The sequence below is a fragment of the Rhizobium sp. CIAT894 genome (assembly GCF_000172795.2).
Classification (GTDB): Bacteria; Pseudomonadota; Alphaproteobacteria; order Rhizobiales; family Rhizobiaceae; genus Rhizobium.
Genome location: NZ_CP020947.1, coordinates 3,720,872 through 3,746,907 on the forward strand (window position 1 = coordinate 3,720,872; position 26,036 = coordinate 3,746,907).

Annotated in this window: 16 protein-coding genes and 1 pseudogene; 8 read left to right on the plus strand and 9 right to left on the minus strand. The window is 61.7% G+C overall.

The features are described 5' to 3' along the window. Nucleotides 1-95: 95 nt before the first annotated feature. A complete protein-coding gene (locus RHEC894_RS18405) occupies nucleotides 96-947 on the minus strand; it encodes a LysR family transcriptional regulator (RefSeq protein WP_010066723.1) in 852 nt (283 codons plus the stop codon). A 133-nt stretch (nucleotides 948-1,080) separates the two neighbouring features. Here RHEC894_RS18405 and RHEC894_RS18410 point away from each other — a divergent pair, with 133 nt between their 5' ends. The 3 genes from RHEC894_RS18410 to RHEC894_RS18420 all read left to right on the plus strand — a co-directional run bounded on the left by RHEC894_RS18410 (nucleotide 1,081) and on the right by RHEC894_RS18420 (nucleotide 7,379). Further along, entirely contained in the window at nucleotides 1,081-3,531 is a 2,451-nt protein-coding gene (locus RHEC894_RS18410; protein WP_085738351.1) for an FAD-dependent oxidoreductase, read from the plus strand. Then, complete coding sequence (locus tag RHEC894_RS18415; protein WP_085738352.1) at nucleotides 3,528-5,981, plus strand: FAD-dependent oxidoreductase; 2,454 nt, start codon at nucleotides 3,528-3,530, stop codon at nucleotides 5,979-5,981. Before RHEC894_RS18410 ends, RHEC894_RS18415 begins: the two co-directional genes overlap by 4 nt. 162 nt (nucleotides 5,982-6,143) lie before the next feature. After that, nucleotides 6,144-7,379: an aromatic ring-hydroxylating dioxygenase subunit alpha gene (locus tag RHEC894_RS18420; RefSeq protein WP_085738353.1), complete on the plus strand. Its 1,236-nt coding sequence runs from the start codon at nucleotides 6,144-6,146 to the stop codon at nucleotides 7,377-7,379. A gap of 70 nt (nucleotides 7,380-7,449) precedes the next feature. On the opposite strand, the gene galU is transcribed toward RHEC894_RS18420, so the two are convergent. Next, nucleotides 7,450-8,337, minus strand: coding sequence for a UTP--glucose-1-phosphate uridylyltransferase GalU (gene galU, locus RHEC894_RS18425; protein WP_085739044.1), 888 nt, complete (start codon nucleotides 8,335-8,337; stop codon nucleotides 7,450-7,452). A 202-nt stretch (nucleotides 8,338-8,539) separates the two neighbouring features. On the opposite strand from galU, the gene RHEC894_RS18430 reads away from it, so the two are divergent. Together RHEC894_RS18430 and RHEC894_RS18435 are read left to right on the plus strand one after the other, a co-directional pair. Then, nucleotides 8,540-9,763: a lytic murein transglycosylase gene (locus RHEC894_RS18430; protein WP_085738354.1), complete on the plus strand. Its 1,224-nt coding sequence runs from the start codon at nucleotides 8,540-8,542 to the stop codon at nucleotides 9,761-9,763. Between the two features lie 139 nt (nucleotides 9,764-9,902). Beyond that, nucleotides 9,903-11,135: a DUF459 domain-containing protein gene (locus tag RHEC894_RS18435; protein ID WP_206427872.1), complete on the plus strand. Its 1,233-nt coding sequence runs from the start codon at nucleotides 9,903-9,905 to the stop codon at nucleotides 11,133-11,135. 30 nt (nucleotides 11,136-11,165) lie between these two features. On the opposite strand, the gene RHEC894_RS18440 is transcribed toward RHEC894_RS18435, so the two are convergent. The 3 genes from RHEC894_RS18440 to gltB form a co-directional block, all read right to left on the minus strand. Beyond that, nucleotides 11,166-11,792, minus strand: a complete 627-nt coding sequence (locus RHEC894_RS18440; RefSeq protein ID WP_085738355.1) for a hypothetical protein — start codon at nucleotides 11,790-11,792, stop codon at nucleotides 11,166-11,168. Between the two features lie 265 nt (nucleotides 11,793-12,057). Further along, entirely contained in the window at nucleotides 12,058-13,512 is a 1,455-nt protein-coding gene (locus tag RHEC894_RS18445; protein WP_085738356.1) for a glutamate synthase subunit beta, read from the minus strand. Nucleotides 13,513-13,736: 224 nt separating this feature from the next. Next, nucleotides 13,737-18,458 carry a glutamate synthase large subunit gene (gene gltB, locus RHEC894_RS18450; protein WP_085738357.1) on the minus strand — a complete coding sequence of 1,574 codons (4,722 nt, stop codon included), beginning with the start codon at nucleotides 18,456-18,458 and terminating at the stop codon, nucleotides 13,737-13,739. Nucleotides 18,459-18,997: 539 nt separating this feature from the next. On the opposite strand from gltB, the gene RHEC894_RS18455 reads away from it, so the two are divergent. Next, a complete protein-coding gene (locus tag RHEC894_RS18455) occupies nucleotides 18,998-20,050 on the plus strand; it encodes a low specificity L-threonine aldolase (RefSeq protein WP_085739046.1) in 1,053 nt (350 codons plus the stop codon). Between the two features lie 52 nt (nucleotides 20,051-20,102). On the opposite strand, the gene RHEC894_RS18460 is transcribed toward RHEC894_RS18455, so the two are convergent. Then, the gene (locus RHEC894_RS18460) at nucleotides 20,103-20,957 is read right to left on the minus strand and encodes a LysR family transcriptional regulator (protein ID WP_010068478.1); all 855 of its coding nucleotides are present in this window, start codon (nucleotides 20,955-20,957) and stop codon (nucleotides 20,103-20,105) included. A 48-nt stretch (nucleotides 20,958-21,005) separates the two neighbouring features. Here RHEC894_RS18460 and RHEC894_RS18465 point away from each other — a divergent pair. After that, nucleotides 21,006-22,054: pseudogene (locus tag RHEC894_RS18465) on the plus strand (bile acid:sodium symporter family protein). A gap of 58 nt (nucleotides 22,055-22,112) precedes the next feature. Here the strand turns inward: RHEC894_RS18465 and RHEC894_RS18470 are convergent. Then, entirely contained in the window at nucleotides 22,113-22,583 is a 471-nt protein-coding gene (locus RHEC894_RS18470) for an Hsp20 family protein (protein ID WP_054185129.1), read from the minus strand. 425 nt (nucleotides 22,584-23,008) lie between these two features. Between RHEC894_RS18470 and RHEC894_RS18475 the strand changes: the two genes are divergently transcribed. Beyond that, on the plus strand, nucleotides 23,009-23,983 hold the full coding sequence (locus tag RHEC894_RS18475) for an alpha/beta hydrolase (RefSeq protein WP_085738358.1): 975 nt from the start codon (nucleotides 23,009-23,011) through the stop codon (nucleotides 23,981-23,983). Nucleotides 23,984-24,029: 46 nt separating this feature from the next. On the opposite strand, the gene hisN is transcribed toward RHEC894_RS18475, so the two are convergent. After that, nucleotides 24,030-24,803 (minus strand): histidinol-phosphatase, encoded by a 774-nt coding sequence (gene hisN, locus RHEC894_RS18480; protein ID WP_010067207.1) that lies wholly within the window; start codon nucleotides 24,801-24,803, stop codon nucleotides 24,030-24,032. Between the two features lie 274 nt (nucleotides 24,804-25,077). Beyond that, complete coding sequence (locus RHEC894_RS18485) at nucleotides 25,078-25,959, minus strand: N-formylglutamate amidohydrolase (RefSeq protein WP_085738359.1); 882 nt, start codon at nucleotides 25,957-25,959, stop codon at nucleotides 25,078-25,080. Nucleotides 25,960-26,036: the final 77 nt, after the last annotated feature.

Consider the following 26,036-nt stretch of genomic DNA (forward strand, 5'->3'; position numbering starts at 1 on the left):
GGCCTTAAATCATCCTGTTCTAGCGCAGCGGTACCTGCCCCAGACCACACGCAAAAGCGTCTTCCGAAATTGCTCCGAAGTGATCTGTCACCGGCTCAGGCTGATGCTATCAGATCCTGCAGGATACCAAGGATGCGACGGTGCTGATGGGCGTGGCGTGTGCGGATGCTGGTTGCGGCATAGACCGTCTGTTGAATGGATGGAGCGTCCTCTACCGGGAAAGCGACACCCTCCTTGGCAAGTCGCGCAGCGCTGCTTTTCATGAGGTAGGCAGCGCCCCCCAGCGTCGTCAGCAAATCCATGATGGCGATGTTCTGCCCCGACGCCAGCGGTGCTGCCGACAGATGCGGCAAAGCCAGTCTGTGGGCACGGTCGAAGGCCGGCGAATAGATGGCCTGGATATAGGTTTCGGGTCGAAGTGCGCCGACCGCACAGGCGACGGTACTGACCAGGTTATATGTCATTTCCCCGATCCTTTCGTAGTGAAGGTCGGGCAGGTAGTGCGGAGTATAGAGAACGGCCAGATCGAGATCTCCAACTGCGAGGTCTCGGTTCATCTGGTTCGAGTAGTCCGCTTCCAGGTAGATCGATGTCCCGGGCAGCTCGGCACGGACCGCGGAAAGCCAGCGCCCGGCAAAGATTTCGGCAAGGTCGTGTTGGATGCCAAGCCGCATGGATCGCTCATAGGCGCCCGCATTCTCGACCGCCCGGCTTGCCTCACGCCACTGGTATTGCAGGGCTTTCGCATGATCCAGGAAACGCAGGCCCGACGCCGTCGGTGCGGTGCCACCCTTGTTGCGAGTGAAGAGCTTTCGGTTGAACTGCGCCTCCAGCGCCTTGACGCGATGGGAAACGGTTGATTGCGTGATGTTCAGCCGCTCCGCCGTGCGGTTGAAGCTGCGGGTTTCCATCAGGTCGAGAAAAGTCTCGATGAGATCAATCTGCATGTTCTTTCCGGGCTCACTGCGCGAGGGCAATCTTCGCGTTATCTAATCGAATTCTTCGATCAATAAAGCAAGTTCCCTCCGCTTGATGCCGTTCCCGTTCGTTGCCAGACTTGCCTTCGAACGAGGAGCAGCCATGTCGAATTTGCCATCTCACGCGCGCGTTGTGATCATCGGGGGAGGTGCTGTCGGCGTTTCCGCACTCTATCATCTGGCCATGGCGGGCTGGACCGACGCGGTGCTCCTGGAAAAAAACGAATTGACGGCTGGATCGACTTGGCATGCGGCCGGCAATGTGCCGACGTTTTCTTCCTCCTGGTCGATCATGAATATGCAGCGCCATTCGGCCTCGCTCTATCGCGAGCTGGGCGCTCAGGTCGACTATCCGATGAACTACCACGTGACCGGCTCGATCCGGCTCGGCCACTCGAACGAGCGGCTGCAGGAATTCAAGCGTGTGGTCGGCATGGGACGCTACCAGGGCATGGACCTCGACATCCTGTCGCCCGAGCAGATCAAGTCGAAATATCCTTTTGTCGAGACCCATGACCTCATCGGCGCGCTCCACGATCCCCATGACGGCGACATCGATCCGGCGCAGCTGACCCAGGCCTTGGCGAAGGGCGCTCGCGACCTGGGGGCGAGGATCTTCCGCTTCTGTCCCGCAACTGGTGCGCGCAGGGAAAACGACGAATGGATCGTTTCCACCCCGGAGGGTGATATCCGCTGCGAATATGTCGTCAATGCCGCCGGCTATTACGCCCGCGAGGTCGGCAAATGGTTCGGCCGCGAGGTGCCGATGATGGTGATGAGCCATCAGTACATGCTGTTCGAAGAAATTCCTGAGCTTGCCGCCTGGTCGAAGGAGGCAGGCCACAAGCTGCCGCTGCTGCGAGACGTCGATAGTTCCTATTATCTGCGGCAGGAAAAGACCGGAATGAACCTCGGTCCCTATGAGCGCAATTGCAAGGCGCATTGGCTGACGGCCGACGATCCGATGCCGGAGGATTTCTCCTTCCAGCTTTTCCCCGACGATCTCGAGCGGCTGGAATGGTATCTCAATGACGCAGTCGAGCGCGTGCCGATCCTCGGCACTGCCGGCCTGTCGCGCATGATCAACGGGCCTATCCCCTATACGCCGGATGGCAATCCGCTGATCGGGCCGATGCCGGGCGTGCCGAATGCGTTTGAGGCCTGCGTCTTCACTTTCGGCATCTGCCAGGCGGGCGGTGCCGGCAAGGTGCTGGCCGAATGGCTGACCGAAGGCCAGACCGAATGGGACATGTGGTCCTGCGACCCACGTCGCTATACGCACTTTGCTTCCGAGCAGGATTACTGCGTCGCCAAGGGCATGGAAGTGTACGGCCACGAATACGCAATGCATTTCCCGAAACACGCCTGGCCTGCTGGCCGCAACAGGAAACTCTCGCCGATCCATGATCGGATCGCGGCACTTGGTGCGCAATTCAAGCCCTATAATGGCTGGGAGCGCGCCAACTGGTACGCCAAATCAGGCGATGACACGTCGGAACAGTCAACGCAGACGTGGAATCGGGCGGGGCCGTGGCAGAAACGGATCGAGGAGGAATGCCTGGCAGTGCGTGATGCTGCGGGCATTCTCGATCTGCCGGGCTTTTCCCGCTACCGCCTGCAGGGTGAGGGTGCACGCGACTGGCTGCTCGGCTTGATCACCGGCAAGGCGCCGAAACCCGGCCGCATCGGACTTGCCTATTTTGCCGACGACAAAGGCCGTATCGTCACCGAGATGTCGGTGATGGCGCTGGAAGAGAACCTTTTCTTCTTGACCACCGCGGCGACAGCGCAGTGGCACGATTTCGCATGGCTGGAGAAGCATCTGCCGAAAGACGCGCGATTCACGCTTGATGATGTGACGGACGATTTGGCCTGCCAGATACTGTCAGGGCCGCAATCTCGTGCCATCCTCGCAGACGTCACTGATGCGGATCTTTCCAAGCCGTGGCTGACGCACCAGTCCTGCCAGATAGCAGGCCGCCGGCTGCAGCTGGTGCGCGTTTCCTTCGTCGGCGAGCTTGGCTGGGAGCTTCACACGAAGGTGGACGACACGGCCACGGTCTTCGACGCGGTCTGGGCTGCAGGCCGGAAGCATGGCCTGAAGCCATTCGGCATGGAAGCACTCGACAGCCTGCGTATCGAGAAGGGCTACCGCGCCTGGAAGGGCGATCTTTCGACCGATTACACCATACTGCAGGGCGGGCTGGAGCGTTTCGTCGACTGGGCGAAACCCGATTTCAAGGGCAAGGCGGCACTCGAGCGCGAGAAGCAGCAAGGTGTGACGAAGCGCTTCGTCACGTTGGCCGTCGATGCCGGCGAATGTGACGCCCCCTATATGTCGACGCTCTGGCGCGACGGTCAGTTGGTCGGAGAGACAACGTCGGGCAACTGGGGTTACCGCGTCGGCAAGTCCGTGGCGCTCGGCATGCTGCGGTGGGATCTGGCGGTGCCGGGCACCGAGCTGGAGGTTGAAATCTTCGGCGACCGGTTCAAGGCCATCGTCCAGCCCGACCGGCCGTTGTGGGATCCCGAGAACGAAAGGCTGCGAGCATGACGAAACCCATCCCCCAAAAGGCACGCGCGGTGATCATCGGCGGCGGGGTCTCGGGCTGTTCCATCGCCTACCATCTGGCGAAGCTTGGCTGGACCGATGTCGTACTGCTCGAACGCAAACAGCTCACCTCAGGCACCACATGGCACGCGGCCGGCCTCATCGGTCAGCTCCGCGCCTCGCAAAACATGACGCGCCTCGCCAAATATTCCGCCGATCTCTACGTCAGGCTGGAGGCCGAAACCGGCATCGCCACCGGCATGCGCCAAAATGGCTCGATCACCGTTGCCCTAACCGAAGAGCGTAAGGAAGAGATCTACCGTCAGGCCTCGTTGGCCCGGGCATTCAAAATCGATGTTCGCGAGATTTCGCCGCAAGAGGCGAAGGCGCTTTACCCGCATCTCAACATCGGCGACGTCAAGGCAGCGGTTCACCTGCCGCTCGATGGACAATGCGACCCGGCAAACATCGCCATGGCGCTCGCCAAGGGAGCCCGGCAGCACGGTGCGACCATCATCGAAGGCGTGAAGGTCATCGAGGTGCTTGCCAGGGATGGGCGAGTCGTCGGCGTCGTCTGCGAGCAGGCCGGCGAGCGTTTCACGATCGAGACGGAAAATGTCGTCAACGCCGCCGGCATGTGGGGCAGAGATCTCGCTCGGCAATCCGGCGTCGCCCTGCCGCTGCATGCCTGCGAGCATTTCTACATCGTCACCGAGCCGGTTGGGGGGCTGAAGTCTCTGCCTGTGCTGCGTGTGCCGGACGAGTGTACCTATTACAAGGAAGATGCCGGCAAGATGCTCATTGGCGCCTTCGAGCCGGTCGCCAAGCCCTGGCCGCCGGCGGGTGAGGCGATCCGCGAGGACTTCTGCTTTGACCAATTGCCGGAGGATTTCGACCACTTCCAGCCGATCCTCGAAATGGCGATCAACCGGATGCCGATGCTGGAAACTGCCGGCATCCACACCTTCTTCAATGGACCGGAGAGCTTTACGCCCGACGATCGCTATTACCTCGGCGAAGCACCGGAACTGAAAGGCTATTGGGTGGCGGCCGGATACAATTCGATCGGCATCGTATCTTCCGGTGGCGCCGGTATGGCGCTTGCCCAATGGATGAACGACGGCGAGCCGCCCTTCGATCTCTGGGAAGTAGACATCCGCCGCGCCCAGCCCTTCCAGAAGAACCGGTTCTACCTGAAGGAGCGCGTGACGGAGACGCTCGGCCTGCTTTACGCGGACCATTTCCCCTATCGGCAGATGGCAACCGCGCGCGGTATACGCCGCTCGCCGATCCATGAGCACCTTGCGGCGCGTGGCGCCGTGTTCGGCGAAGTGGCCGGCTGGGAGCGCGCCAACTGGTTCGCCCGGGAAGGGCAAGAGCGAAAATATGAGTATAGCTGGCGGCGACAGAACTGGTTTGAAAACCAGCGCGAGGAACATCTGGCAATCAGGACCGGCGTCGGTCTCTTCGACATGACCTCCTTTGGCAAAATCCGGGTCGAAGGGCGCGACGCCTGCCGTTTCCTGCAACGGCTCTGCGCGAACCAGATAGACGTGCCCGCCGGCCGTATCGTCTATACGCAGATGCTGAACCGTCGTGGCGGCATCGAAAGCGACCTCACCGCAACCCGGCTGACCGAAACCGCCTTCCTGCTCATTGTCCCGGGTGCGACACTGCAGCGTGATCTTGCCTGGCTGCGCCGGCACGTGACCGATGAAAATGTCGTGGTTACCGATATGACGGCCGCCGAAAGCGTGCTCTGCGTGATGGGTCCGACGTCGCGTCAGCTGATGCAGAGGATCAGCCCTGACGATTTCTCCAACGACGCCCATCCCTTCGGCACTGCGCGGGAAATCGAGATCGGCATGGGACTGGCTCGCGCTCACCGCGTCACCTATGTCGGCGAACTCGGCTGGGAGCTCTATGTCTCCACCGACCAAACCGCCCACGTTTTTGAGGCGTTGGAACTGGCAGGCCTGGACCTCGGTCTGAAGCTTTGCGGCATCCACACGCTCGATAGCTGCCGCATCGAAAAGGCGTTCCGCCATTTTGGCCATGACATTACCGATGAGGATCATGTGCTGGAAGCAGGCCTCGGCTTCGCCGTCAAGACCGGCAAAGGGGAGTTCATCGGCCGCGATGCCGTCTTGCGCAAGCAGGAAACGGGCGTTGATCGCCGGCTGGTGCAATTCAAGCTCACAGAGCCTGAACCGTTGCTCTTTCACAACGAGGCAATCATCCGCGACGGAGAGATCGTCGGCACGATAACCTCCGGCAATTACGGCCATTTCCTCGGCGGTGCGATCGGGCTGGGTTACGTGCCCTGTAAGGGTGAGAGCGCGGCGGAAGTGCTCGGCTCATGTTACGAGATCGAGATTGCAGGAACGAGGGTGAGAGCCGAGCCATCGCTTGCACCGATGTATGATCCGAATTCCGCGAGGGTCCGGATGTGACGACGGACATATCGCTATTTGCCGCGGACATTCTTCTGCCACCTCGTGACACCTCGAGGGCACGATCGATAGCCATGCGAACTCATCGGCCGGCTTGGAAACTATCTGCGCTTTTTGTCCTTGCCCGTGCTGCGAAGAGTGCGACTTTCCGGAGACATTCCCATGCTGGCACCTGAAACCAGAACAATGGCTGCGCCATCGGACGACGGCATCGATCAGCTCATTGCCGCTCATAAGCCGGGCCACGGTCTTGCCCGGCCATTCTACATGGATCCGGACATTTATGAGCGTGATCTGGAGCGCGTGTTCCGCCGCCATTGGCATTGCCTCGCGCATGAGAGCGTTGTTCCAAATCCGAATGACTTCGAAGTGTTTCGGATGGCCTCGGAACAGGTGATCGTCACGCGACATGCCGATGGAACAATTCATGCGCTGCTCAATGTCTGCCGCCATCGCGGCGCCGAGGTCTGTACCCGGGATAAGGGCAATGCCCGTGTCTTCGTCTGTCCCTACCATGCCTGGAGCTATGGCAATGACGGAAGCTTGAAGGCAGCAAGGCTGATACCAAAAGATTTCAAGCGGGAGGATCATGGGCTGAAGACGCTGCATGTCCGTGTGGTCGAAGGCTTGATCTTCATCTCCTTCGCAGACGACCCGCTCGATTTCTCCGAGGTCGAGAATCTGCTTCATGCGACCTGCGGCCAATATGGCTGGGGGCAGGCTAAGGTGGCGCATCGGCAGACCTATCCGGTCGACGCCAACTGGAAGCTGGCGGTGGAAAACTATGTGGAATGCTACCATTGCGGCCCGGCGCACCCCGAATATTCGCAGACCCACGCGCTGGAACAGCCGCTGCACATGATTGAGGCGCTGAACGCCTCGATGGAGGAGCGCACATGCGCCCTCGGCATCGAGGTCGGTTCCGGCGATCACTGGCAGACATCCGCGACGGGCAGAGAAGCCATCCATGCGTTCCGCTATGCGCTTTATGACGGTGTTAAGACCGGCAGCCAGGACGGCTCGCCGCTCAGCATGCTGATGGGCCGATTTACCGAATTTGATGGCGGCGTCACCTCCGTCCATCTCGGCGGCACCTCATTTCTGGTCTGCTATCCCGACTACGGTATGATCTACCGCTTCATTCCGAAGGGCCCGAGAGCTTGCGAGATGGAACTGATCTGGCTCGTCAACAATGAAGCCCAGGAGGGCAGAGACTATGATCTCGCCAAGCTCATGTGGCTCTGGACGGTGACGACCGACGAGGACAAGGCCATCATCGAGCACACGTCGCGCGGCGTTCTCTCGCACTATTTTGTGCCGGGACCGATCGCGCCGATGGAGCAGAACGAACTGCGCTATATCAACTGGTATCTGGACGAGATCAGTCGGCCGAACTGACCGAATTCTAAAGCCGCGCGCATCCGCTCTGGATGCGCGCGGCTCTTTTACTTGATACGCTGGGGAAGCCCTATCTCAGGCTCGCAAGCAATTCCTTGAAGCCGCCTTCGACCGACGGACGGATGTCAGCACGTTCGAGGGCGTAGGCGACGTTCGCCAGGATGAAGCCGTCCTTGGCGCCGCAGTCATAGGTCGTGCCGCGGAAGTGGTAACCGGCAAAATCCTGTTCCTTCAAGAGCTTCAGCATGCCGTCGGTGAGCTGGATTTCGTTGCCGGCGCCGCGCTCCTGGGTTTCGAGGATCTTGAAGATCTCCGGCTGCAGGATGTAGCGGCCGTTGATGAAAAAGTTGGAAGGCGCCGTCCCCTTGGCAGGCTTTTCCACCATGCCGGTGATTCGGAAGCCTTCGCCGATCGCATCGCCGACACCGACGATGCCGTATTTATGCGCCTGGTCGGGCGCGCATTCCTCGACGGCGATGATGTTGCCGCCGCTCTGGCCGTAAAGGTCGATCATGCCCTTCATGCAGCCTTTGTCGCCCTTCATGATCATGTCGGGCAGCAGCAGCGCGAAGGGTTCGTCGCCGACGATCTCGCGAGCGCACCAGACGGCATGACCGAGGCCGAGCGGCTCCTGCTGGCGGGTGAAGCTCACCGTACCGGCCTTCGGCAGTTGCTGGGCGAGAAGGGTGATCTCAGCCTTCTTGGCGCGCTCGCGCAGTGTCTGCTCCAGCTCGAAATGAATATCGAAATAGTCTTCGATGACGTGCTTGTTGCGTCCGGTGACGAATACCAGATGCTCGATCCCTGCTTCGATCGCCTCGTCGACGACATATTGAATGATCGGCTTGTCGACGACGGTCAACATTTCCTTCGGAACAGCCTTTGTCGCCGGCAGGAATCGCGTCCCCAACCCAGCCACCGGAAATACTGCTTTACGAACTTTGTTGTGTTGAGCCACACCGGCCTCCTGCTTCGACATATCGCTTTGGAAATAGGGCTTTTTAGCCTTAACTAGTATAGAATTGCTACTGTTTTGCAATGGTGACCGCAGCCGGTTGCCATGGTAAAGAATTTGTTGACTCCGTTCCTGTAGTCTCGGTTCTGGCGCGGACATGATGCCTCGCTGTCCCGAAAACTGATGATGACGGATACGACTGTCGATGACCCAGAATCACAAAAACTCCCTTCGTGGTCTTGCTCTCGCCCTCGTTGTCGCCGTCCAGGTTGGACTGGTCCCCGACAACGCAAGAGCTGATTCCCGGTTCCAGAAATGGATCGCGGATTTCTACCAGACTGCCGCTCAGAGTGGCATCAGTAAGGCAACTTATCAAAAGGCCTTTTCCGGGGTGACCGAGCCCGACCAGACGGTGCTCGAAAAGGCAGCCTATCAGCCGGAATTCACCTCGAAGATCTGGGACTATGTCGATTCCCGCGTCAATCCCTACACCGTCAAGATCGGCCGCGAGATGGCCGTCAAGCACGCACGAACGCTCGCTGCGATCGAACAGCGATTCGGCGTCGACAAGACCATTCTGCTCGCCATCTGGTCGATGGAATCCAATTACGGCGCGATCCTCAACAAGGACGACCGGCTGCACTACGTGCCGCGCGCTTTGGCAACACTTGGCTATGCCGATCCGAGCCGCGCCAAATTCGCCAAGAAGCAGCTGATCGCTGCGCTGAAGATCCTGCAGAACGGCGATGTGCCGGCACGCGAGATGACCGGCTCCTGGGCCGGCGCCATGGGCCACACCCAGTTCATCCCGACAAGCTACCTGCTTTATGCCGTCGATGCCGACGGCAACGGCCATCGCGATATTTGGAACTCCGTGCCGGATGCGCTGGCGACCTCGGCCAATCTCCTGATGAAAAACGGCTGGGACACCGGCAAGACCTGGGGCTACGAGGTCGTCGTTCCCGCAGCCGCCGCCAAGCAGGTCGGCAAGACCCACACGCTGGCCCAGTGGGCGGCACTCGGCCTGACGCGCCCGAACGGCAAGGCCTTCCGCGAAAGCGCCACCAAAGCCATGTTGAAGATGCCGGCTGGGCCGAGTGGCCCGGGCTTCCTGATGACCGCCAACTTCTTCACCATCAAGAACTACAATGCCTCGGACAGCTATGCGCTTGCCGTCGGCCTGCTCGCCGATCAGATCGCCGGCTACGGCGGCATGCAGCAGCGCTGGCCGCGCCCGGACGGCGCCCTCGACATCACCGAGAAATTCGAGCTGCAGACCCGTTTGAAGACGCTCGGCTATTACAATGGCGAGGTCGACGGCAATTTCGGCTCGGGTTCGAAGGCGGCCATATCGGCCGTGCAGTCGCGCATCGGCATGCAGCCGGACGGCGAGCCCTCGCTGCCGCTTCTCAACGCACTTCGTCGCTAGCGCATCGGCCCGAAAATCGGAATCGATTTTCGGAAAACGGGATGCGCGGCTATCGCCAAAAGCTAAGCTCGGATTGGAAGCGGCAGAACCGCGACCTACATAATAGCAGGAGTGGACGCTGGCCTACCCCGCGTGCAAGATGCCGGCAGATGCGGAACTGCCCATGACGAAGAAAACAGATCGGACCCCAATCCGTTGGCTTGTGCTCGCCTTGGCGGCGGCTTCGCTATGCCTTGGCGCTGTCGCGCCGGCGCATGTCGCCGAAGCTCAGGAGCAGCGCTATCAGCGCCGTTCGATCCTCGATTTCTTGCTCGGCCGGCGCTATCTCGACGATGGGCCTCAGGCTCCCGACGCACCGCAGCCGAAGCGCCAGCAGCACAAAAAACCGCCGGCGCCGAAGGCCGTGGTCAATACCCGCACCGCGCCGCCCGTGCGGACTGTGCAAGAGGAGCCTGCGGTACAGAAGCTCGGTGACGCCAAAAAGATCCTGATTATCGGCGACTTCCTGGCCAGCGGCCTCGGCGACGGCCTCACCGCCGCCTTCGAGACCTCGCCGGGGGTCGTTGTCGAAGCCCGCGGCAACGTCTCATCGGGTCTCGTCCGCGACGATTATTACAACTGGCCGGAACAGCTGCCGAATATGATCGACGAACTGAAGCCGGCAATGGTCGTCGTCATGATCGGCGCCAACGATCGCCAGCAGATGATGACCGATACAGCCAAGGAGAAATTCCGCACCGACGGTTGGTTCAGCGAATACCGGCGCCGTGTCCTTTCTTTCGGTAAGGAGGTCACCGACCGCAAGGTCCCGCTGCTCTGGGTCGGCCTTCCCGCCTTCGAATCCGATCAGATGACGGCCGATGCCGTTCAGCTGAACCAGCTCTACCGCAACCAGGTCGAAAGCATCGGCGGTGAATTCGTCGACATCTGGGATGGTTTCGTCGATGAAAACGGCAATTTCATCGTCACCGGTTCGGATGTGAACGGCCAGCAGGTGCGCCTGCGCACCTCCGATGGTATCAACCTGACCCAGGCAGGCCGGCGAAAACTTGCCTTCTATGTGGAAAAACCGGCGCGGCGTCTTCTCGGCACGCAGGCAAGCCCGGATCTGGTTCGCCTCGACTCCAGCAATCTGCCCGGTCTCGGCCTTCCCGCCAATCCGGTCGAACATACCGTGCCGATCAGCTTCTCCGATCCCAATCTCGACGGCGGCGCCGAGCTTCTCGGCGCGCGACCCCCGCCGATGGTTTTGACGCGGTCGCCGCGCGATCTCCTGGTCGAGCAGGGCGAAATGACGCCACCCCCTCCCGGCCGAGTCGATGATTACCGCCTGCCGGCGGCCAAGACACCGGACGAAGTCTCGGTGAAATAAGAAGGCTGCGCGAGACGGCCTTCCCGTCGCTTACGTCGCCTGTGGCCAGCTCAGATAATAGTAATCCGAGCCGATCAAGCCGAAGAAGGCGTTGCTGTCGTTCGTCTGGTCGACATAGCTGCCATTTTCCTTGACGAAGGTGCCGTCGGAGCCGCGCTCCAGATGCGCATCGAGAAAATCGCTCCAACCGCTGACATCGATATCCGTGCCGGTCTTGCTCTCGGTGTCAGCCTCATCGGGATCGTCGACATCCCAGGCGGCAACCGATACGCCCTGCGTCGGATCGGAGATGGTCAGCGTTCCCGCTTCGAGGGCGGCCAGCATGTCGTGGGCCTTGCCGCTCTCGCCTTCGGCCTCAGCCGCATCCTGCAACTGCTGCTTCAGCATCGACATGAAGGAAGCGCTGGTGACGGCGGCGCCGTTGCCGGTCGCTTGTGTCTCATCGGACGTATCGCTTTGCGAGGAAAGCGTGTCGAGCAGCCCGGATAGGGCGTTGTTGGAAAGCAGCGAAGCCGAACTCGAATCGAGCCCGTAGCTGCTCAAGATACTGGCCGCCGACGAATTCTGCGTATCCTGCGAACTGTCGTCGGAGCTGCGAAGGTTTTTCAGGGCATATTGGGCCGAAATCAGCCGGGTGCTGTCAAGTGCGGAAACCATTTGAAAAATCCTGGTGAAATGCCGTGCGGCCGAAACGGCGGGGCACGTCCGCTCCGGTCGCCGCCGGCTCTTCCTGAGCCCGCGTCCGGTGAAAAATCTCGCTTCCCGGCATTGCTCGAGGCTTGCGCCCCATGTCGGCGCGGCAAGCGGTCGCACCAGCCTATGATCTCAAAATTGGCATCGACTTTCGAATGCGCGGCACTGCATAAAAAACTCCGCCCGGAAAGGCGGAGTCTCTATCTTCAAGTCTCCAGACGAGCTGCAATCAGTTCGGCAGAACGCTCGAGCCCATCAACGCCTCATCGATGGCGCGCGCCGCCTGGCGGCCTTCGCGGATCGCCCAGACCACCAGCGACTGGCCGCGGCGCACGTCGCCCGCCGTCCAGAACTTGTCGACCGAGGTCTTGTAGTCGCGGTCGTTGGCAACGACGTTGGTCGAGCCGCGCTTGTCGGTATTGAGCGTCAGCTTACCCTCGAGTTCCTTCAGCACGCTTGTCGTGAACGGGCCGCGGAAACCGATGGCGATGAAGGCGAGATCGGCGCGGATGACAAATTCCGTGCCCGCAACCGGCCGCCGGCGCTCGTCGACTTCACAGCACTTGACGCCGGTCAGCACGCCGTCTTCACCGACGAATTCGAGCGTCGCCACCTGGAACTCGCGTACCGCACCCTCGGCCTGCGAGGAGGAGGTGCGCATCTTCGTCGCCCAGAAGGGCCAGACGGCGAGCTTGTCTTCCTTCTCCGGCGGCTGCGGGCGGATGTCGAGCTGGGTGACCTTGACGGCCCCTTGGCGGAATGCCGTGCCGACACAGTCCGAAGCCGTGTCGCCCCCGCCGACGACGACGATATGTTTGGCGCCCGCCAGGATCGGGTCCGACGGCCAGCCGACGCTGTCGATGTTCTCGCGCCCGACGCGGCGGTTCTGCTGCACCAGGTAGGGCATCGCGTCATGCACGCCGGCAAGGTCCGTGCCCGGAATGCCCGCCTCGCGCGGCGTCTCCGAGCCGCCGCAATAGAGGACGGCGTCGTGATCGGCGAGCAGTTGCTCGACCTTGACGTCGACGCCGACATTGACGCCGCAATGGAAGGTGACGCCCTCACCCTTCATCTGCTCGACGCGGCGGTCGATGAAGTTCTTCTCCATCTTGAAATCGGGGATGCCGTAGCGCAACAGTCCGCCCGGCTTCGTCTCGCGCTCGTAGACATGCACGTCATGACCGGCGCGGCCGAGCTGCTGGGCGGCAGCCATGCCGGCAGGACCGGAGCCGATGACGGCGACCTTCTTGCCGGTGTGGACGGTGGCCGGCTGCGGCCTGATGAACCCGAGCTCGTAGGCCTTGTCGGCGATCGCCTGCTCGACCGTCTTGATCGCAACCGGCGCATCCTCGAGATTCAGCGTGCAGGCTTCTTCGCAAGGCGCGGGGCAAACGCGGCCGGTGAACTCAGGGAAGTTGTTGGTCGAATGCAGGTTCTGGATCGCCACTTCCCAATTGTTGTTGTAGACGAGGTCGTTCCAGTCCGGAATCTGGTTGTGCACCGGGCAGCCGGTCGGTCCGTGACAATAGGGAATGCCACAGTCCATGCAGCGCGCGGCCTGTTTCTGCACTTCCGGGTCCGACATCGGGATCGTGAACTCGCGGAAATGCCGGATGCGATCCGACGCCGGCTGGTACTTCGCCACCTGCCGGTCGATTTCCAGAAATCCTGTAACCTTACCCATTTCTTCGTCCCTTACCCTCATGACCGCCTCACCGCGGCCAGTTGTCTGTCGTCAGTCCCCGGAGTTCCGGGCGGGTTGCTTATCTTGACCGTCATTGGAACAGATCTCCTGTAGGACACCGTACGATCCGGACGGCCCATCGCCGTCGTCATGTTCGTGAGGAGTCATCGAGATGTTTCCGTCATCCGCCATCTGCGATGCGATGGCGGATGCTCCGGTTCAAATCATTCCGCGGCGATGCCCATCCGGCTGCGTTCCATTTCCTCGAGCGCACGTCGGTATTCCACAGGCATGACCTTGCGGAATTTCGGACGGTAGTCGGCCCAGTGATCGAGGATCTGCTTGGCGCGGGCCGAGCCCGTATAGTGCAGATGGTTGGAGATCAGCTGGTAAAGGCGCTCCTCGTCATGGCGCGTCATGTCACCGGAGACGTCGACGCGTCCCTTGTGCATGAGATCGCCGCCGTGATGATGCAGCTTCTCCAGCATGTCGTCCTCTTCCGGCACCGGCTCGAGTTCGACCATCGCCATATTGCAGCGGCTGGCGAAATCGCCGGTTTCGTCGAGCACGTAAGCGACACCGCCGGACATGCCGGCCGCGAAATTGCGGCCCGTGGTGCCGAGCACGACGACGACACCGCCGGTCATATATTCGCAACCGTGGTCGCCGACACCTTCGACAATGGCGATCGCCCCCGAATTACGCACGGCGAACCGTTCGCCCGCCACGCCGCGGAAATAGCACTCGCCCTCGGTCGCGCCGTAAAGCACGGTGTTGCCGACGATGATCGAGTTTTCGGCGACAATCCGCGAATTCTCCGGCGGCCGGATGATGATCTTGCCGCCCGAAAGCCCTTTGCCGACATAGTCGTTGCCGTCACCGATCAGGTTGAAGGTGACGCCGCGCGCCAGGAAGGCGCCGAAGCTCTGGCCCGCCGTGCCGCGAAGCGTCACATTGATCGTGTCTTCCTTCAGCCCGCGATGGCGATAACGCTTGGCGACCTCGCCGGACAGCATCGCGCCGGCCGAACGGTCGACGTTCTTGATGTCGACCTCGAAAGCGACGGGCGTCTTGTCGGTCAGCGCCTGTTGTGCCTGCTCGATCAGCGCGCGGTCGAGAATATCGTCGATCGGATGCTGCTGCCTGCTCGTCCAGAAGGTCGCCTCCTTGGGAGCGTCGACCTTGTGGAAGATGCGGCTGAAGTCGAGACCCTTGGCCTTCCAGTGCGCCAGCATCTCGTCCTTCTCCAGCAGCTCCGAAGCGCCGATGATCTCGTCGAGCCGGGTGAAGCCGAGCGAAGCGAGAATTTCGCGCACTTCATTGGCAACGAAGAAGAAGTAGTTGATGACGTGCTCCGGCGTGCCCTTGAAGCGCTTACGCAGCACCGGATCCTGCGTCGCCACACCGACCGGACAGGTGTTGAGATGGCACTTGCGCATCATGATGCAGCCGGCCGCGATCAGCGGCGCGGTGGCAAAACCGAATTCGTCGGCGCCGAGCAGCGCTCCGATGATGACGTCGCGGCCGGTCTTCAGGCCGCCGTCCACCTGCAGCGCGACGCGCGAACGCAAACCGTTCAGCACCAGCGTCTGCTGGGTTTCGGCAAGGCCGATCTCCCAGGGGCTGCCGGCATGCTTGAGCGAGGTCAGCGGCGAGGCACCCGTGCCGCCGTCGAAGCCGGCGACCGTGATGTGGTCGGCGCGCGCCTTGGCGACGCCGGCAGCAACCGTGCCGACACCGACTTCGGAGACCAGCTTGACCGAGACATCGGACGTCGGGTTGACGTTCTTCAGGTCGTAGATCAGCTGCGCCAGATCTTCGATCGAATAGATGTCGTGGTGCGGCGGCGGCGAGATCAGGCCGACACCCGGCGTCGAGTGACGGGTCTTGGCGACCGTCGCATCGACCTTGTGGCCGGGCAGCTGGCCGCCTTCGCCGGGCTTGGCGCCCTGCGCCACCTTGATCTGCAGCACATCGGCATTGACGAGATATTCGGTGGTGACGCCGAAGCGGCCCGAGGCGATCTGCTTGATCGCCGAGCGTTCCGGGTTCATCGAACCATCGGAGAGCGGCATGTAGCGGTCGGATTCCTCGCCGCCCTCGCCGGTGTTCGACTTGCCGCCGATCCGGTTCATGGCGATCGCCAGCGTCGTGTGCGCCTCTCTGGAAATCGAACCGAAGGACATTGCCCCCGTCGAGAACCGCTTGACGATATCGGCCGCCGGCTCGACCTCGTCGACGGACACCGGCTTGCGGCCGAGCGCCTCGGCGCTCTTGACGTTGAACAATCCGCGGATCGTGTTCATGCGCAGCGCCGAATTGTTCACCATCTCGGCGAATTCGCGGTAGCGGTCCTCGGCATTGCCGCGCACGGCATGCTGAAGGGCTGCGACTGCGTCCGGCGTCCAGGCATGGCTTTCGCCGCGCATGCGGTAGGCATATTCGCCGCCGATATCGAGTGTCGTGGCCAGCAGCGGATCCGTGCCGAAGGCCGCGTTATGGCGGGAAACGGTCTCTTCGGCGATCGCTTCGAGACCGATGCCTTCGATCATCGTCGCGGTTCCGAAGAAATACTTGTCGACCAGTTCGGACGACAGGCCGATCGCATCGAAAATCTGCGCGCCGCAATAGGACTGATAGGTCGAAATGCCCATCTTCGACATGACCTTGAGGATGCCTTTGCCGACCGCCTTGATGTAGCGGTAGACGACTTCCGAGGCATCCACTTCCTTCGGGAATTCGCCCTTGGCATGCATGTCGAGCAGCGTGTCGAAAGCGAGATAGGGGTTGATCGCCTCGGCACCGTAGCCGGCGAGCAGGCAGAAATGATGCACTTCGCGCGGTTCGCCGGTTTCGACGACGAGACCGACCGAGGTGCGAAGTCCCTTGCGAATCAGGTGATGGTGCACGGCGGCCGTCGCCAGCAGCGCCGGAATGGCGATCCTGTCAGGCCCGATCTGGCGGTCGGAAAGCACGATGATGTTGTAGCCGCCCTTGACGGCCGCCTCCGCGCGCTCGCAGAGCCGGTCGAGCATTTCGGGCATGCCTGCGGCGCCGCGCTCGATATCATAGGTGAAATCGAGCGTCTTGGTGTCGAAACGGTCTTCCGTATGACCGATCGAACGGATCTTTTCGAGATCGCCATTGGTAAGGATCGGCTGACGCACCTCGAGCCGCTTGGCGTTCGCGGCACCTTCGTGGTCGAGAATGTTCGGCCGCGGGCCGATGAAGGAAACGAGGCTCATCACCAGTTCCTCGCGGATCGGGTCGATCGGCGGGTTCGTCACCTGCGCGAAGTTCTGCTTGAAATAGGTATAGAGCAGCTTCGGCTTTTCCGACATTGCCGAGATCGGCGTGTCGGTGCCCATCGAGCCGATCGCTTCCTGGCCGGTCGTCGCCATCGGCGACATCAGGATGCGCGTATCTTCGAGCGTGTAGCCGAAGGCCTGCTGACGGTCGAGCAGCGACACGTCGCGGCGCAGCGCCCGCGGCTCCACCGGCTTCAGCTCTTCGAGGATCAGTTGGGTCCGGTCGAGCCAGCTGCGATAGGGATGCGCCGTCGCAAGCTGCGACTTCACCTCGTCATCGGAGATGATGCGGCCTTCCTCCATGTCGATCAGCAGCATCTTGCCCGGCTGCAGACGCCACTTCTGGATGATCCTCTCCTCCGGAACCGGCAGCACGCCGGCTTCGGACGCCATGATGACGCGGTCGTCGTCGGTGACGAGGTAACGTGCCGGCCTGAGGCCGTTGCGGTCGAGCGTCGCGCCGATCTGCTTGCCGTCGGTGAAGGCGACGGCAGCCGGCCCGTCCCACGGCTCCATCAGTGCCGCATGATATTCGTAGAAGGCCTTGCGTTCGGCCGCCATCGACTGGTTGCCGGCCCAGGCTTCCGGGATCAGCATCATCACCGCATGCGCCAGCGAATAACCGCCGCGCACCAGGAATTCGAGTGCGTTGTCGAAGCAGGCCGTATCCGACTGGCCCTCGTAGGAGATCGGCCAGAGCTTGGAGATGTCCTCGCCGAACAGCGGCGAGGAGACCGATGCCTGACGCGCCGCCATCCAGTTGACGTTGCCGCGCAGCGTGTTGATTTCGCCGTTATGGGCGACCATGCGGTAGGGGTGCGCGAGTTTCCACGACGGGAAGGTGTTGGTCGAGAAGCGCTGGTGCACGAGGGCGACCGCGCTTTCGAAACGCGGATCCGCCAGGTCCTTATAATAGGCCCCGACCTGGTAGGCCAGGAACATGCCCTTGTAGACCACCGTCGCCGACGACAGCGACACCGGATAGAAATTGCTCTCCTCGCCGTCGAACTCGTCATAGATACGGTTGGAGATCACCTTGCGCAGCGTGAACAGCCGGCGCTCGAACTCGTCGTTGTTTTCGGCATCCTCGCCGGCGCCGATAAAGACCTGCACATGATGCGGCTCGGTGGCAGCGATGTCGGGCGCCTTGGAGAGCGAAGAATTATCGACCGGCACGTCGCGGAAGCCGATGAAGACCTGGCCCTCTTCGGTGATGACGTCGCTGATCACCTTCTTGAAGTGCTCGATCTGCTTTTCATCGCGCGGCAGGAAGATATGGCCGACGCCATATTCGCCGGCCGGCGGCAGGGTGATGCCCTGGGCGGCCATCTCCTCGCGGAAGAAGCGGTCGGGGATCTGCACCAGGATGCCGGCGCCATCACCCATCAGAGGGTCGGCGCCGACTGCGCCGCGATGTGTCAGGTTCTCGAGAATGAACAGGCCGTCCTTGACGATCTGATGCGACTTCTGGCCCTTCATATGCGCGACGAAGCCGACGCCGCAGGCGTCATGTTCGTTGCGGGGATCGTAGAGGCCCTGCTTCTTCGGCAGGCCGGAGGCGGATTTGGACATATTGGCCGTAGCGCGCACCTCTGCAGCAGCAAACCGGTCAAATTCCATGGATGGCGTCTTCGTCATCGTCTTTCCTCCTGTCGAAACCCGCGGGGCCGCGGGCGGCTTTTCGTCCCGCGCCGCAACCAGAATAGGTTCGGCGCATGACAGCGCTGTTGCATTGTGAAGATCGGCCGCAGACATCTGCTTCTAAAGGAAAGCAAACCGTCGCGTTCCGCGCCTGCCATCTGCCCCCGCGCCGCCCGTCCACGGGGCTTGACGCTCGGAAGAACTATAGCGTGAAAGCCCGTCTGTTCCAGGGTTTTCGGCAGCTCTTCGGCCGCAAGGCCAAGATAGGACAGCAACACTGTCCTAATTCATCTGTTCTATGCCAGAAAGCATTCGGCTCCGCAAGAGCGCGCCGCTAAAAAACGTCGATTTGCGACGGAAGATTACCGAATCGGTCGCGATAGAGAAATAAAATTACGTCATGAGCCATCATTTTGTTTATTGATTGCGTAGTTCAATTTATGTGATGCGTCGGGGGCAACCGCCTTGATCCCGTGAAGCTTTGGCGTAATCTCCGCTTCGGCCCTGCCAAATCCTTCCTTTCCTGCGGTCCCCTCATGTTCTTTGCTTCCGATAACTGGGCCGGCGCCCATAGATCCATTGCCGAACGTCTGCTGGCGGAATCGGCCGGTTTTGCTCCTGCCTATGGCGCCAGCGATCTCGACAAGAAGGTCGAGGCCCGCTTCTGCGAAATCTTCGAGCGTGAGGTTTCGGTTTTCTTCGTCGCCACCGGCACAGCCGCCAACTCCCTGGCGCTGGCGAGCGTCCAGCGCCCCGGCGGCATTACCTTCTGCCATTCGGAAGCCCATGTGATCGAAGATGAATGCGGCGCGCCGGAATTCTTCTCCGGCTCCGCCCGCCTCATGGCCGTCGACGGCGAAGCCGGCAAGATCGATCCAGCCAGGCTTTCGGCAAAGATCGCAAACTTCCCCGAGGACGCCCTTCGTCATGGCCGTGCCAGCGCGGTGACCATCACCCAGACGACGGAGATCGGCACGGTCTATTCGCTGCCGGAGATCGGTGAGATTGCCGCCATATCAAAAAAGCGCAACCTGCCGCTTCATATGGATGGCGCTCGCTTCGTCAACGCGCTGGTCGCGCTCGATGTCACCCCAGCCGAGATGACCTGGAAGCGCGGTGTCGACATGCTGTCCTTCGGCGGCACCAAGAACGGCTGCTGGTGCGCGGAAGCGATCGTCTTCTTCAACCCGGATCAGGCAAGCGAAATGCCCTTCATCCGCAAGCGCGCCGCCCAACTCTTCTCCAAGTCGCGTTTCATCGCCGCCCAGTTCGATGCCTATTTCGAAAACGATCTCTGGCTCGATCTCGCCCGCCATTCGAACGGTATGGCCGACCGGCTGCGGGCCGGCATCGGCGCCAGCAACGCCGCCCGCCTCGCCTGGCCGACCGCTTCCAACGAAGTCTTTGCCGTCGTCAGCAGGCGCGCTGCAAAAACCGCGGAAGAAAAGGGTGCGAAATTTTACGAATGGCCGGTACCGGCGGCAGCGCCCGAACTCGTCTCCAAAAACGAAACGCTGATCCGCCTGGTCACCAGCTTCGCCACGACGGAAGCGGACGTGGATGGCTTCCTCAGGTGCCTGGCGGCCTGATCGCCCACCGACCGGCCTGTCGGTCCGACGGGCCTTTCGTGATGGCAACGGCTTACGCCGACTTCAGCCCCCTCACCTTTTGCAAAATATCGTCCGACAGTGCGGCGACCAGTGCCTGATCCGCCCCTTTGCGCGGTACCAGCACGAATTCCACATCTTCCAGAACCGGAAGCTTTCCCGCCGCGATCTCTTTCAGCCCTGATGGCGCCATGCTGCGCGGCTGCACCAGCACGCCCATCCCGGCCCGCGCCGCTGCCGTCAATCCACTGAGGCTCCCGCAGGTGCAGACGATCCGCCACGCCACGCCGTTTCGTGCCAGCGCTTCCAGCGCGATCACCCGCGTCACGCTCGGCGGTGGAAAGGCGATCAGCGGCAAAGGGCCGGAGGTAAGAACACGCTCGGGATCGCGTGCCAGCCAGACGAGCGGCTCACGATAGACCAGTTTTCCGCGGGCATCGCCGAGCCGGCGCTTGGCGAGCACCAGATCGATCTCGCCATTGTCCTGCATTTCGTAGAGGACGCCGGAGAGTGCCACCGTCAGTTCGAGGTCGACGGAGGGATGCGACCGCACGAAATCCTCCAGCACCGCCGGCAACTGGCTGGTGACGAAATCCTCCGACACTCCGAGCCGCAGACTGCCGCGCAGGCTGTTGCTTCGAAACAGCGACTGTACTTGGCCTTCGATCAAAAGCATGCTGCGTGCATGCGACAGCAGCGCCTCGCCATCGCCGGTCAGGATGACCTTATGCGTATCGCGCGCCAGGAGCTTGCGCCCGAGTGTGGTCTCCAGCCGCTGAATGTGCTGGCTCACCGTCGACTGGCCAAGGCCGAGCCTTTCTGCGGCGAGCGTAAAACTGCCCATCTGCTCGACGGCGACAAAACTGCGCAATTGCGAAAGATCCAGCATGGCAATCCAGTTTCTCGATAACTGTTATTCCTTGCATCCTGGATCGCAATGGACGACAAAACAAGGACTGTTTTATCACGCCGCGAGACCACTATGCGTCGCTTTCTGCCCGATACCTTCACCGTACTGCTCGTCTGCACGGTCATCCTCGCCTCGCTGCTGCCGGCAAGGGGCGCCTTCGCGGGTTATTTCGGCATCGCCACCGATCTTGCCATCGCGCTGTTATTCTTCCTGCATGGCGCCCGCCTCTCGCGCGATGTCGTGATTGCGGGCCTGCTGCACTGGCGCCTGCATCTCGTCATCCTGTTGACCACCTTCGGCATTTTTCCGCTGCTCGGCCTCGGGCTCGGCTTCATTCCCGACACCATCCTGCCGCAGCCGCTTTATCTCGGCATCCTCTTCCTCTGTGTGCTGCCCTCGACGGTCCAGTCGTCGATCGCCTTTACCTCGATGGCGGGCGGCAACGTGCCTGCCGCCATCTGCTCGGCCTCGGCCTCCAACATTTTCGGCATGTTCCTGACGCCGCTGCTCGTCGGCCTGCTGTTTTCCGTCGGCGGCCATGGCGGCTTCTCCTTCGACGCGCTGGAGCAGATCCTGCTGCAGCTGCTGGCCCCTTCATCATCGGCCAGATCCTGCAGCCCTGGATCGGCGACTGGATTCGCGCCAAGAAGAAGATCCTGATGCCCGTCGACCGCGGCTCGATCCTGATGGTCGTCTATCTCGCCTTCTCGACGGCTGTCGTCGAGGGCCTGTGGCATACCTTCTCGATCGCCGATATCGCCGCCGTCGTCGTCGCCGACGTCGTCCTGCTGGCGATCGTCCTTGTCTTGACGATGGTCGGCAGCCGCTGGCTGGGCTTCGACAAGGCCGACGAAATCACCATCACCTTCTGCGGCTCGAAGAAGAGCCTGGCAAGCGGCGTGCCGATGGCCAACGTCATCTTCGCCGGCCAGTCGATCGGTGCGATCGTTCTGCCGCTGATGCTCTTCCACCAGATCCAGCTGATGGTCTGCGCCGTCATCGCCCAGAAATACGCCGCCGCCGCGGCCCGCCGCGCAATGGAAAAAGAGATAGAGGAAGCCGCCAGCCCGGCCTGACTCGCAACAAAAACGGCGCCCCGATGGAGCGCCGTTCGTTTACCCCATAGGGGATAAATCAGCCGTTGATGATCTGCGCCTCGATGGCCTTCGGAGCCTCGACCGGTTCTGCCGCAATCGCAATCTTGCGGGGCTTCATGGCCTCGGGAATGTTGCGCAGAAGGTCGATGTGCAGCAGGCCGTTCTTCAGCGAAGCGGCGGTCACCTCTACATGGTCGGCAAGCTGGAAGCGGCGCTCGAAGGCGCGCTTGGCAATGCCGCGGTAGAGGAATTCGCCGCCTTCGGCAGGTTCCTCGGCCTTTTCACCCTTGACGGACAGGACATGGGCATGGGCTTCGATCGAAAGTTCGGTCTCGTCGAAACCGGCGACCGCCATGGTGATCCGATAGGTGTTTTCGCCGGTGCGCTCGATATTATAGGGCGGATAGGTCTGGGCCTGCTCCGGCTGGGCAAGGCTGTCGAGCATGGTGAAGAGCCGGTCGAAACCGACGGTCGAACGATAAAGGGGAGAGAAGTCTACGTGACGCATGATGTCCTCCTGTGGAAGCGACGTGTTGCGATAAAATGCCCCTGAAACCCCATCTTTGGCGGCCTCGGGACGCTTGCGCAGGCCCTCTTCGGCACCCGCAGGAAGGAGATGGTGATGGGATTTGACGAGTTCAAGACCTTTTTGAAATCGCCTCGGTCGGCCCGTGAACCGCGCATGAACGGCCGGTTCGGAGCGCATTCACACGCATCCGCCTAGAAATCGCAGCGTCGGGTGAATCTGGTCCCGATGGCTGAAGTGCATCGTCCCTTCTTCTTCAGCCTCAAACTCGGCCGGCTGCGAGCACCCTCATGCTCCTGCCGGCCCTTTTCGTTGCTTTACAGCCTCGCAGGGTCGCCGCTTTCCAAGCCGGATGCCATGCGCTATCCCTGATGCGAAGCAGTCAGCAGCGGCGCATTGGCAAAGTCATGGATCAGGTTCTCTATTCGACGCCCGACAATCCCGCCCCGGAAAACCGCACGGAAGGATTCTTCGAAACCCATGACGGCCACCGGCTGCGCTACGCCGTCTTCCGCGCAGGCGCCCAGGTCGCCAAGGGCACGGTGGTCATCCTGCATGGCCGTAACGAATATATCGAGAAATATTTCGAGACGATCCGCGACCTGACGGCCAAAGGCCTCTGGGTCGCCACCTTCGATATGCGCGGCCAAGGCGGCTCGGGGCGGCTCCTGAAGCGCCGTAACCACGGCCACATCCGCCGCTTCGCCGATTACGAACGTGATCTCGACACCTTCCTCGAAAAGGTGGTGCTGCCGGATACCCGCCTGCCCTTCTACCTGCTCGCCCACTCCACGGGCGGGCTGATCGCGCTCTCGGCCGCGCCTTATCTCACCACCCGTATCGATCGCATGGTGCTGTCGGCGCCCTTCATCGGCCTGACCGGCCAGGCCGCCTCGCCCCGCGTTATCCGCACCCTTGCCGGCACGCTGACGGCTCTCGGCCTCGGCTTCCTGCCGCTGACCTCGAAACTGAAGGAGCCGGATTTCCGCGACAATCCGCTGACCTCGGACGAAACCCGCTTCGAGCGCAATGTCGCGATGATGAAGGCCCATCCGGAGCTGACGCTCGGGCCGCCGACGGCCCGCTGGCTCACCGAGGCATTCCGCACGATGGACCGGGTCACCTCGCCCTACCATCTCTTCTCCATCACCATCCCGACCATCGTCATCGCCCCGACGCGTGACGGTGTCGTGCCCTACACGGCGCAGGAGCGGCTTTCGCGTTATTTCCGCGCCGGTCAGCTTGTGCCGATCAACGGCGCTCGCCACGAGATCTTCCAGGAACGGGATACCTATCGCGCCGCCGCTCTTGCCGCCTTCCACGCCTTCATTCCGGGCAGCGATGCCGAGGAAAACCAGGAGGTCGCCGCCCTCGGCACGTGAGCCGGATCAGCAGAGCTGACCGGGGGATTGGCAAGCCAACCCCGGATTAGCGCTGCAGGATGGCGATCGCCTGTTCGTAGACCGCCCGGCTGCCGGCGGCGATGATCGAGCCGCCGTTTTCAGGCCGTCCGCCGTCCCAGGTGCTGATGATGCCGCCCGCCCCTTCGATGACGGGAATGATGCCGCCGACATCATAGGGCTTCAGGCTGTTTTCGATGACGAGATCGATATGGCCGGCGGCAAGCAGCGCATAGGCGTAGCAGTCGCAGCCGTAGCGGAAGAGCCGGACATGGCTCTCGATCTCGCGGTATTTCTCCATCTCCTCGCCGGCGAAGAGATGCGGTGAGGTGGTAAACAGGATGGCGTTCGAAAGAGCGTCGCATTGGCGCGTCGCCAGCCGCCGCTCGCCCTCCGGGCCGCTATAGATCGAGCCGTTCTGGTCGGCAAAATAACGCTCGCCGGTAAAGGGCTGTTCGATCATGCCCATGATCGCCCGCCCTTCTTTCTGCAGGCCGATCAGCGTTCCCCACACCGGCAGGCCGGAGATGAAAGCGCGCGTGCCGTCGATCGGATCGATCACCCAGACATAGTCGCGGTCGAGCCCGACATTGCCGTGCTCCTCGCCGAGAATGCCATGGTTCGGAAAATTCTCCTCGATCAGCGCCCGGATGGCCAGTTCGGCCGCCCGGTCGCCTTCGGTCACCGGATCGAACCCGGAGGAAAGCTTGTTGGTGATATCGAGACCGGAGCGGAAGCGCGGAAGCGTCTCGGCCTTGGCGGCCTCCGCCAGACGATTGAAGAACGAGCGGTCAGGAAGCATGGTCAATCCGTTTGGCTGGCGGGAGTGATGCTTTCATAACGAAAAGCAGCGGGAATGCAAACGCAGCAGGCAATTCCCGCGACGCTGCCCAAAGATTTCGCAGCGCAATATATTGCTTGACATTTGTGCAGCGCAATAGTAGCGTCCTTCGTACAGTCTTCTGACTGTAAATACCCTCCTTGGGTGTTTCCTCCCTAGACTTAGGCCGCCTCACGGCGGTCTTTTTTTGGCCGGGAAGACGACGCCCAGGCGTCAGCGAAATCGAAAAAGAGATTTATTCGGCAGCCAGCGCCCGATCGCCGGCGAATTTCTCGACGTAATCCGCCATCTGCTGCATGAAGGCGGTGACGGCATCGGCCACCGCGGCAAAATCCCCGCGTTTCTCCAGCGTCACTTCATCGACATAGATCGCCCGGTTCACTTCGATCTGCAGCGCATGCAGGCCACGCGAAGGCCGGCCGTAATGTTCGGTGATGAAGCCGCCGGCATAGGGCTTGTTGCGGATCGCCGCGAAGCCCATTTCCTCGAGGATCGCGATGGCCGCCCGCGAGAGTTCGGCCGATGCGCTGGTGCCGTAGCGATCGCCGATGATGAAATCGGGCCGCGCGGTACTGCCGGCAACGCGCACATTGCCGGGCATCGAGTGGCAGTCGATCAGCACACCGAAGCCGAACTGCACATGCGTTCGCGCGATCAGCCGGCGCAGCGCCGCATGATAGGGTTTGTAGACCGCCTCGACCCGATCGAGCCCTTCCTGCACCGGCAGGCGCCGCGCATAGATCTCCATGTTCTCGGCCACGATGCGCGGAATGGTGCCGAGCCCGCCGGCCACCCTCAGCGAATTGACATTGGCATAGGGCGGCAGCAGCCCGTCGAACATGCGCGGATCGAGTTCGTAGGGCTCGCGATTGACGTCGAGATAGGCGCGCGGAAAGTTGGCCGCCAGCAACGGCGCGCCGAGTGCGACCGCCGAGCTGAAGAGTTCATCGACGTAATGATCCTCCGACCGGCGGATGGCGATGCCCTCGAGCCTGGACTGGGCGATAAATTCCGGTGGATAAATGCGGCCGCTATGGGGGGAGTTATAGACGAAAGGAATGGTCTGCGACACGGGCTCATGAACCTCAAAAAGCTCGTATTCGCGTATTTCCGGCACTTTCGGCCCTCTTTACCATGTCATGAACTGACTGCTTTGCCCATGTTGCCAGTTGCCCGGCCTCAAGTCCATACTAT

Coding starts and splice junctions, on each gene's coding strand:
- RHEC894_RS18405 (WP_010066723.1), bottom strand. CDS start 947: ATGCAGATTGATCTCATCGAGACTTTTCTCGACCTGATGGAAACCCGC.
- RHEC894_RS18410 (WP_085738351.1), top strand. CDS start 1,081: ATGTCGAATTTGCCATCTCACGCGCGCGTTGTGATCATCGGGGGAGGT.
- RHEC894_RS18415 (WP_085738352.1), top strand. CDS start 3,528: ATGACGAAACCCATCCCCCAAAAGGCACGCGCGGTGATCATCGGCGGC.
- RHEC894_RS18420 (WP_085738353.1), top strand. CDS start 6,144: ATGCTGGCACCTGAAACCAGAACAATGGCTGCGCCATCGGACGACGGC.
- RHEC894_RS18430 (WP_085738354.1), top strand. CDS start 8,540: ATGACCCAGAATCACAAAAACTCCCTTCGTGGTCTTGCTCTCGCCCTC.
- RHEC894_RS18435 (WP_206427872.1), top strand. CDS start 9,903: ATGCCGGCAGATGCGGAACTGCCCATGACGAAGAAAACAGATCGGACC.
- RHEC894_RS18440 (WP_085738355.1), bottom strand. CDS start 11,792: ATGGTTTCCGCACTTGACAGCACCCGGCTGATTTCGGCCCAATATGCC.
- RHEC894_RS18445 (WP_085738356.1), bottom strand. CDS start 13,512: ATGGGTAAGGTTACAGGATTTCTGGAAATCGACCGGCAGGTGGCGAAG.
- gltB (WP_085738357.1), bottom strand. CDS start 18,458: ATGACGAAGACGCCATCCATGGAATTTGACCGGTTTGCTGCTGCAGAG.
- RHEC894_RS18455 (WP_085739046.1), top strand. CDS start 18,998: ATGTTCTTTGCTTCCGATAACTGGGCCGGCGCCCATAGATCCATTGCC.
- RHEC894_RS18460 (WP_010068478.1), bottom strand. CDS start 20,957: ATGCTGGATCTTTCGCAATTGCGCAGTTTTGTCGCCGTCGAGCAGATG.
- RHEC894_RS18470 (WP_054185129.1), bottom strand. CDS start 22,583: ATGCGTCACGTAGACTTCTCTCCCCTTTATCGTTCGACCGTCGGTTTC.
- RHEC894_RS18475 (WP_085738358.1), top strand. CDS start 23,009: ATGGATCAGGTTCTCTATTCGACGCCCGACAATCCCGCCCCGGAAAAC.
- hisN (WP_010067207.1), bottom strand. CDS start 24,803: ATGCTTCCTGACCGCTCGTTCTTCAATCGTCTGGCGGAGGCCGCCAAG.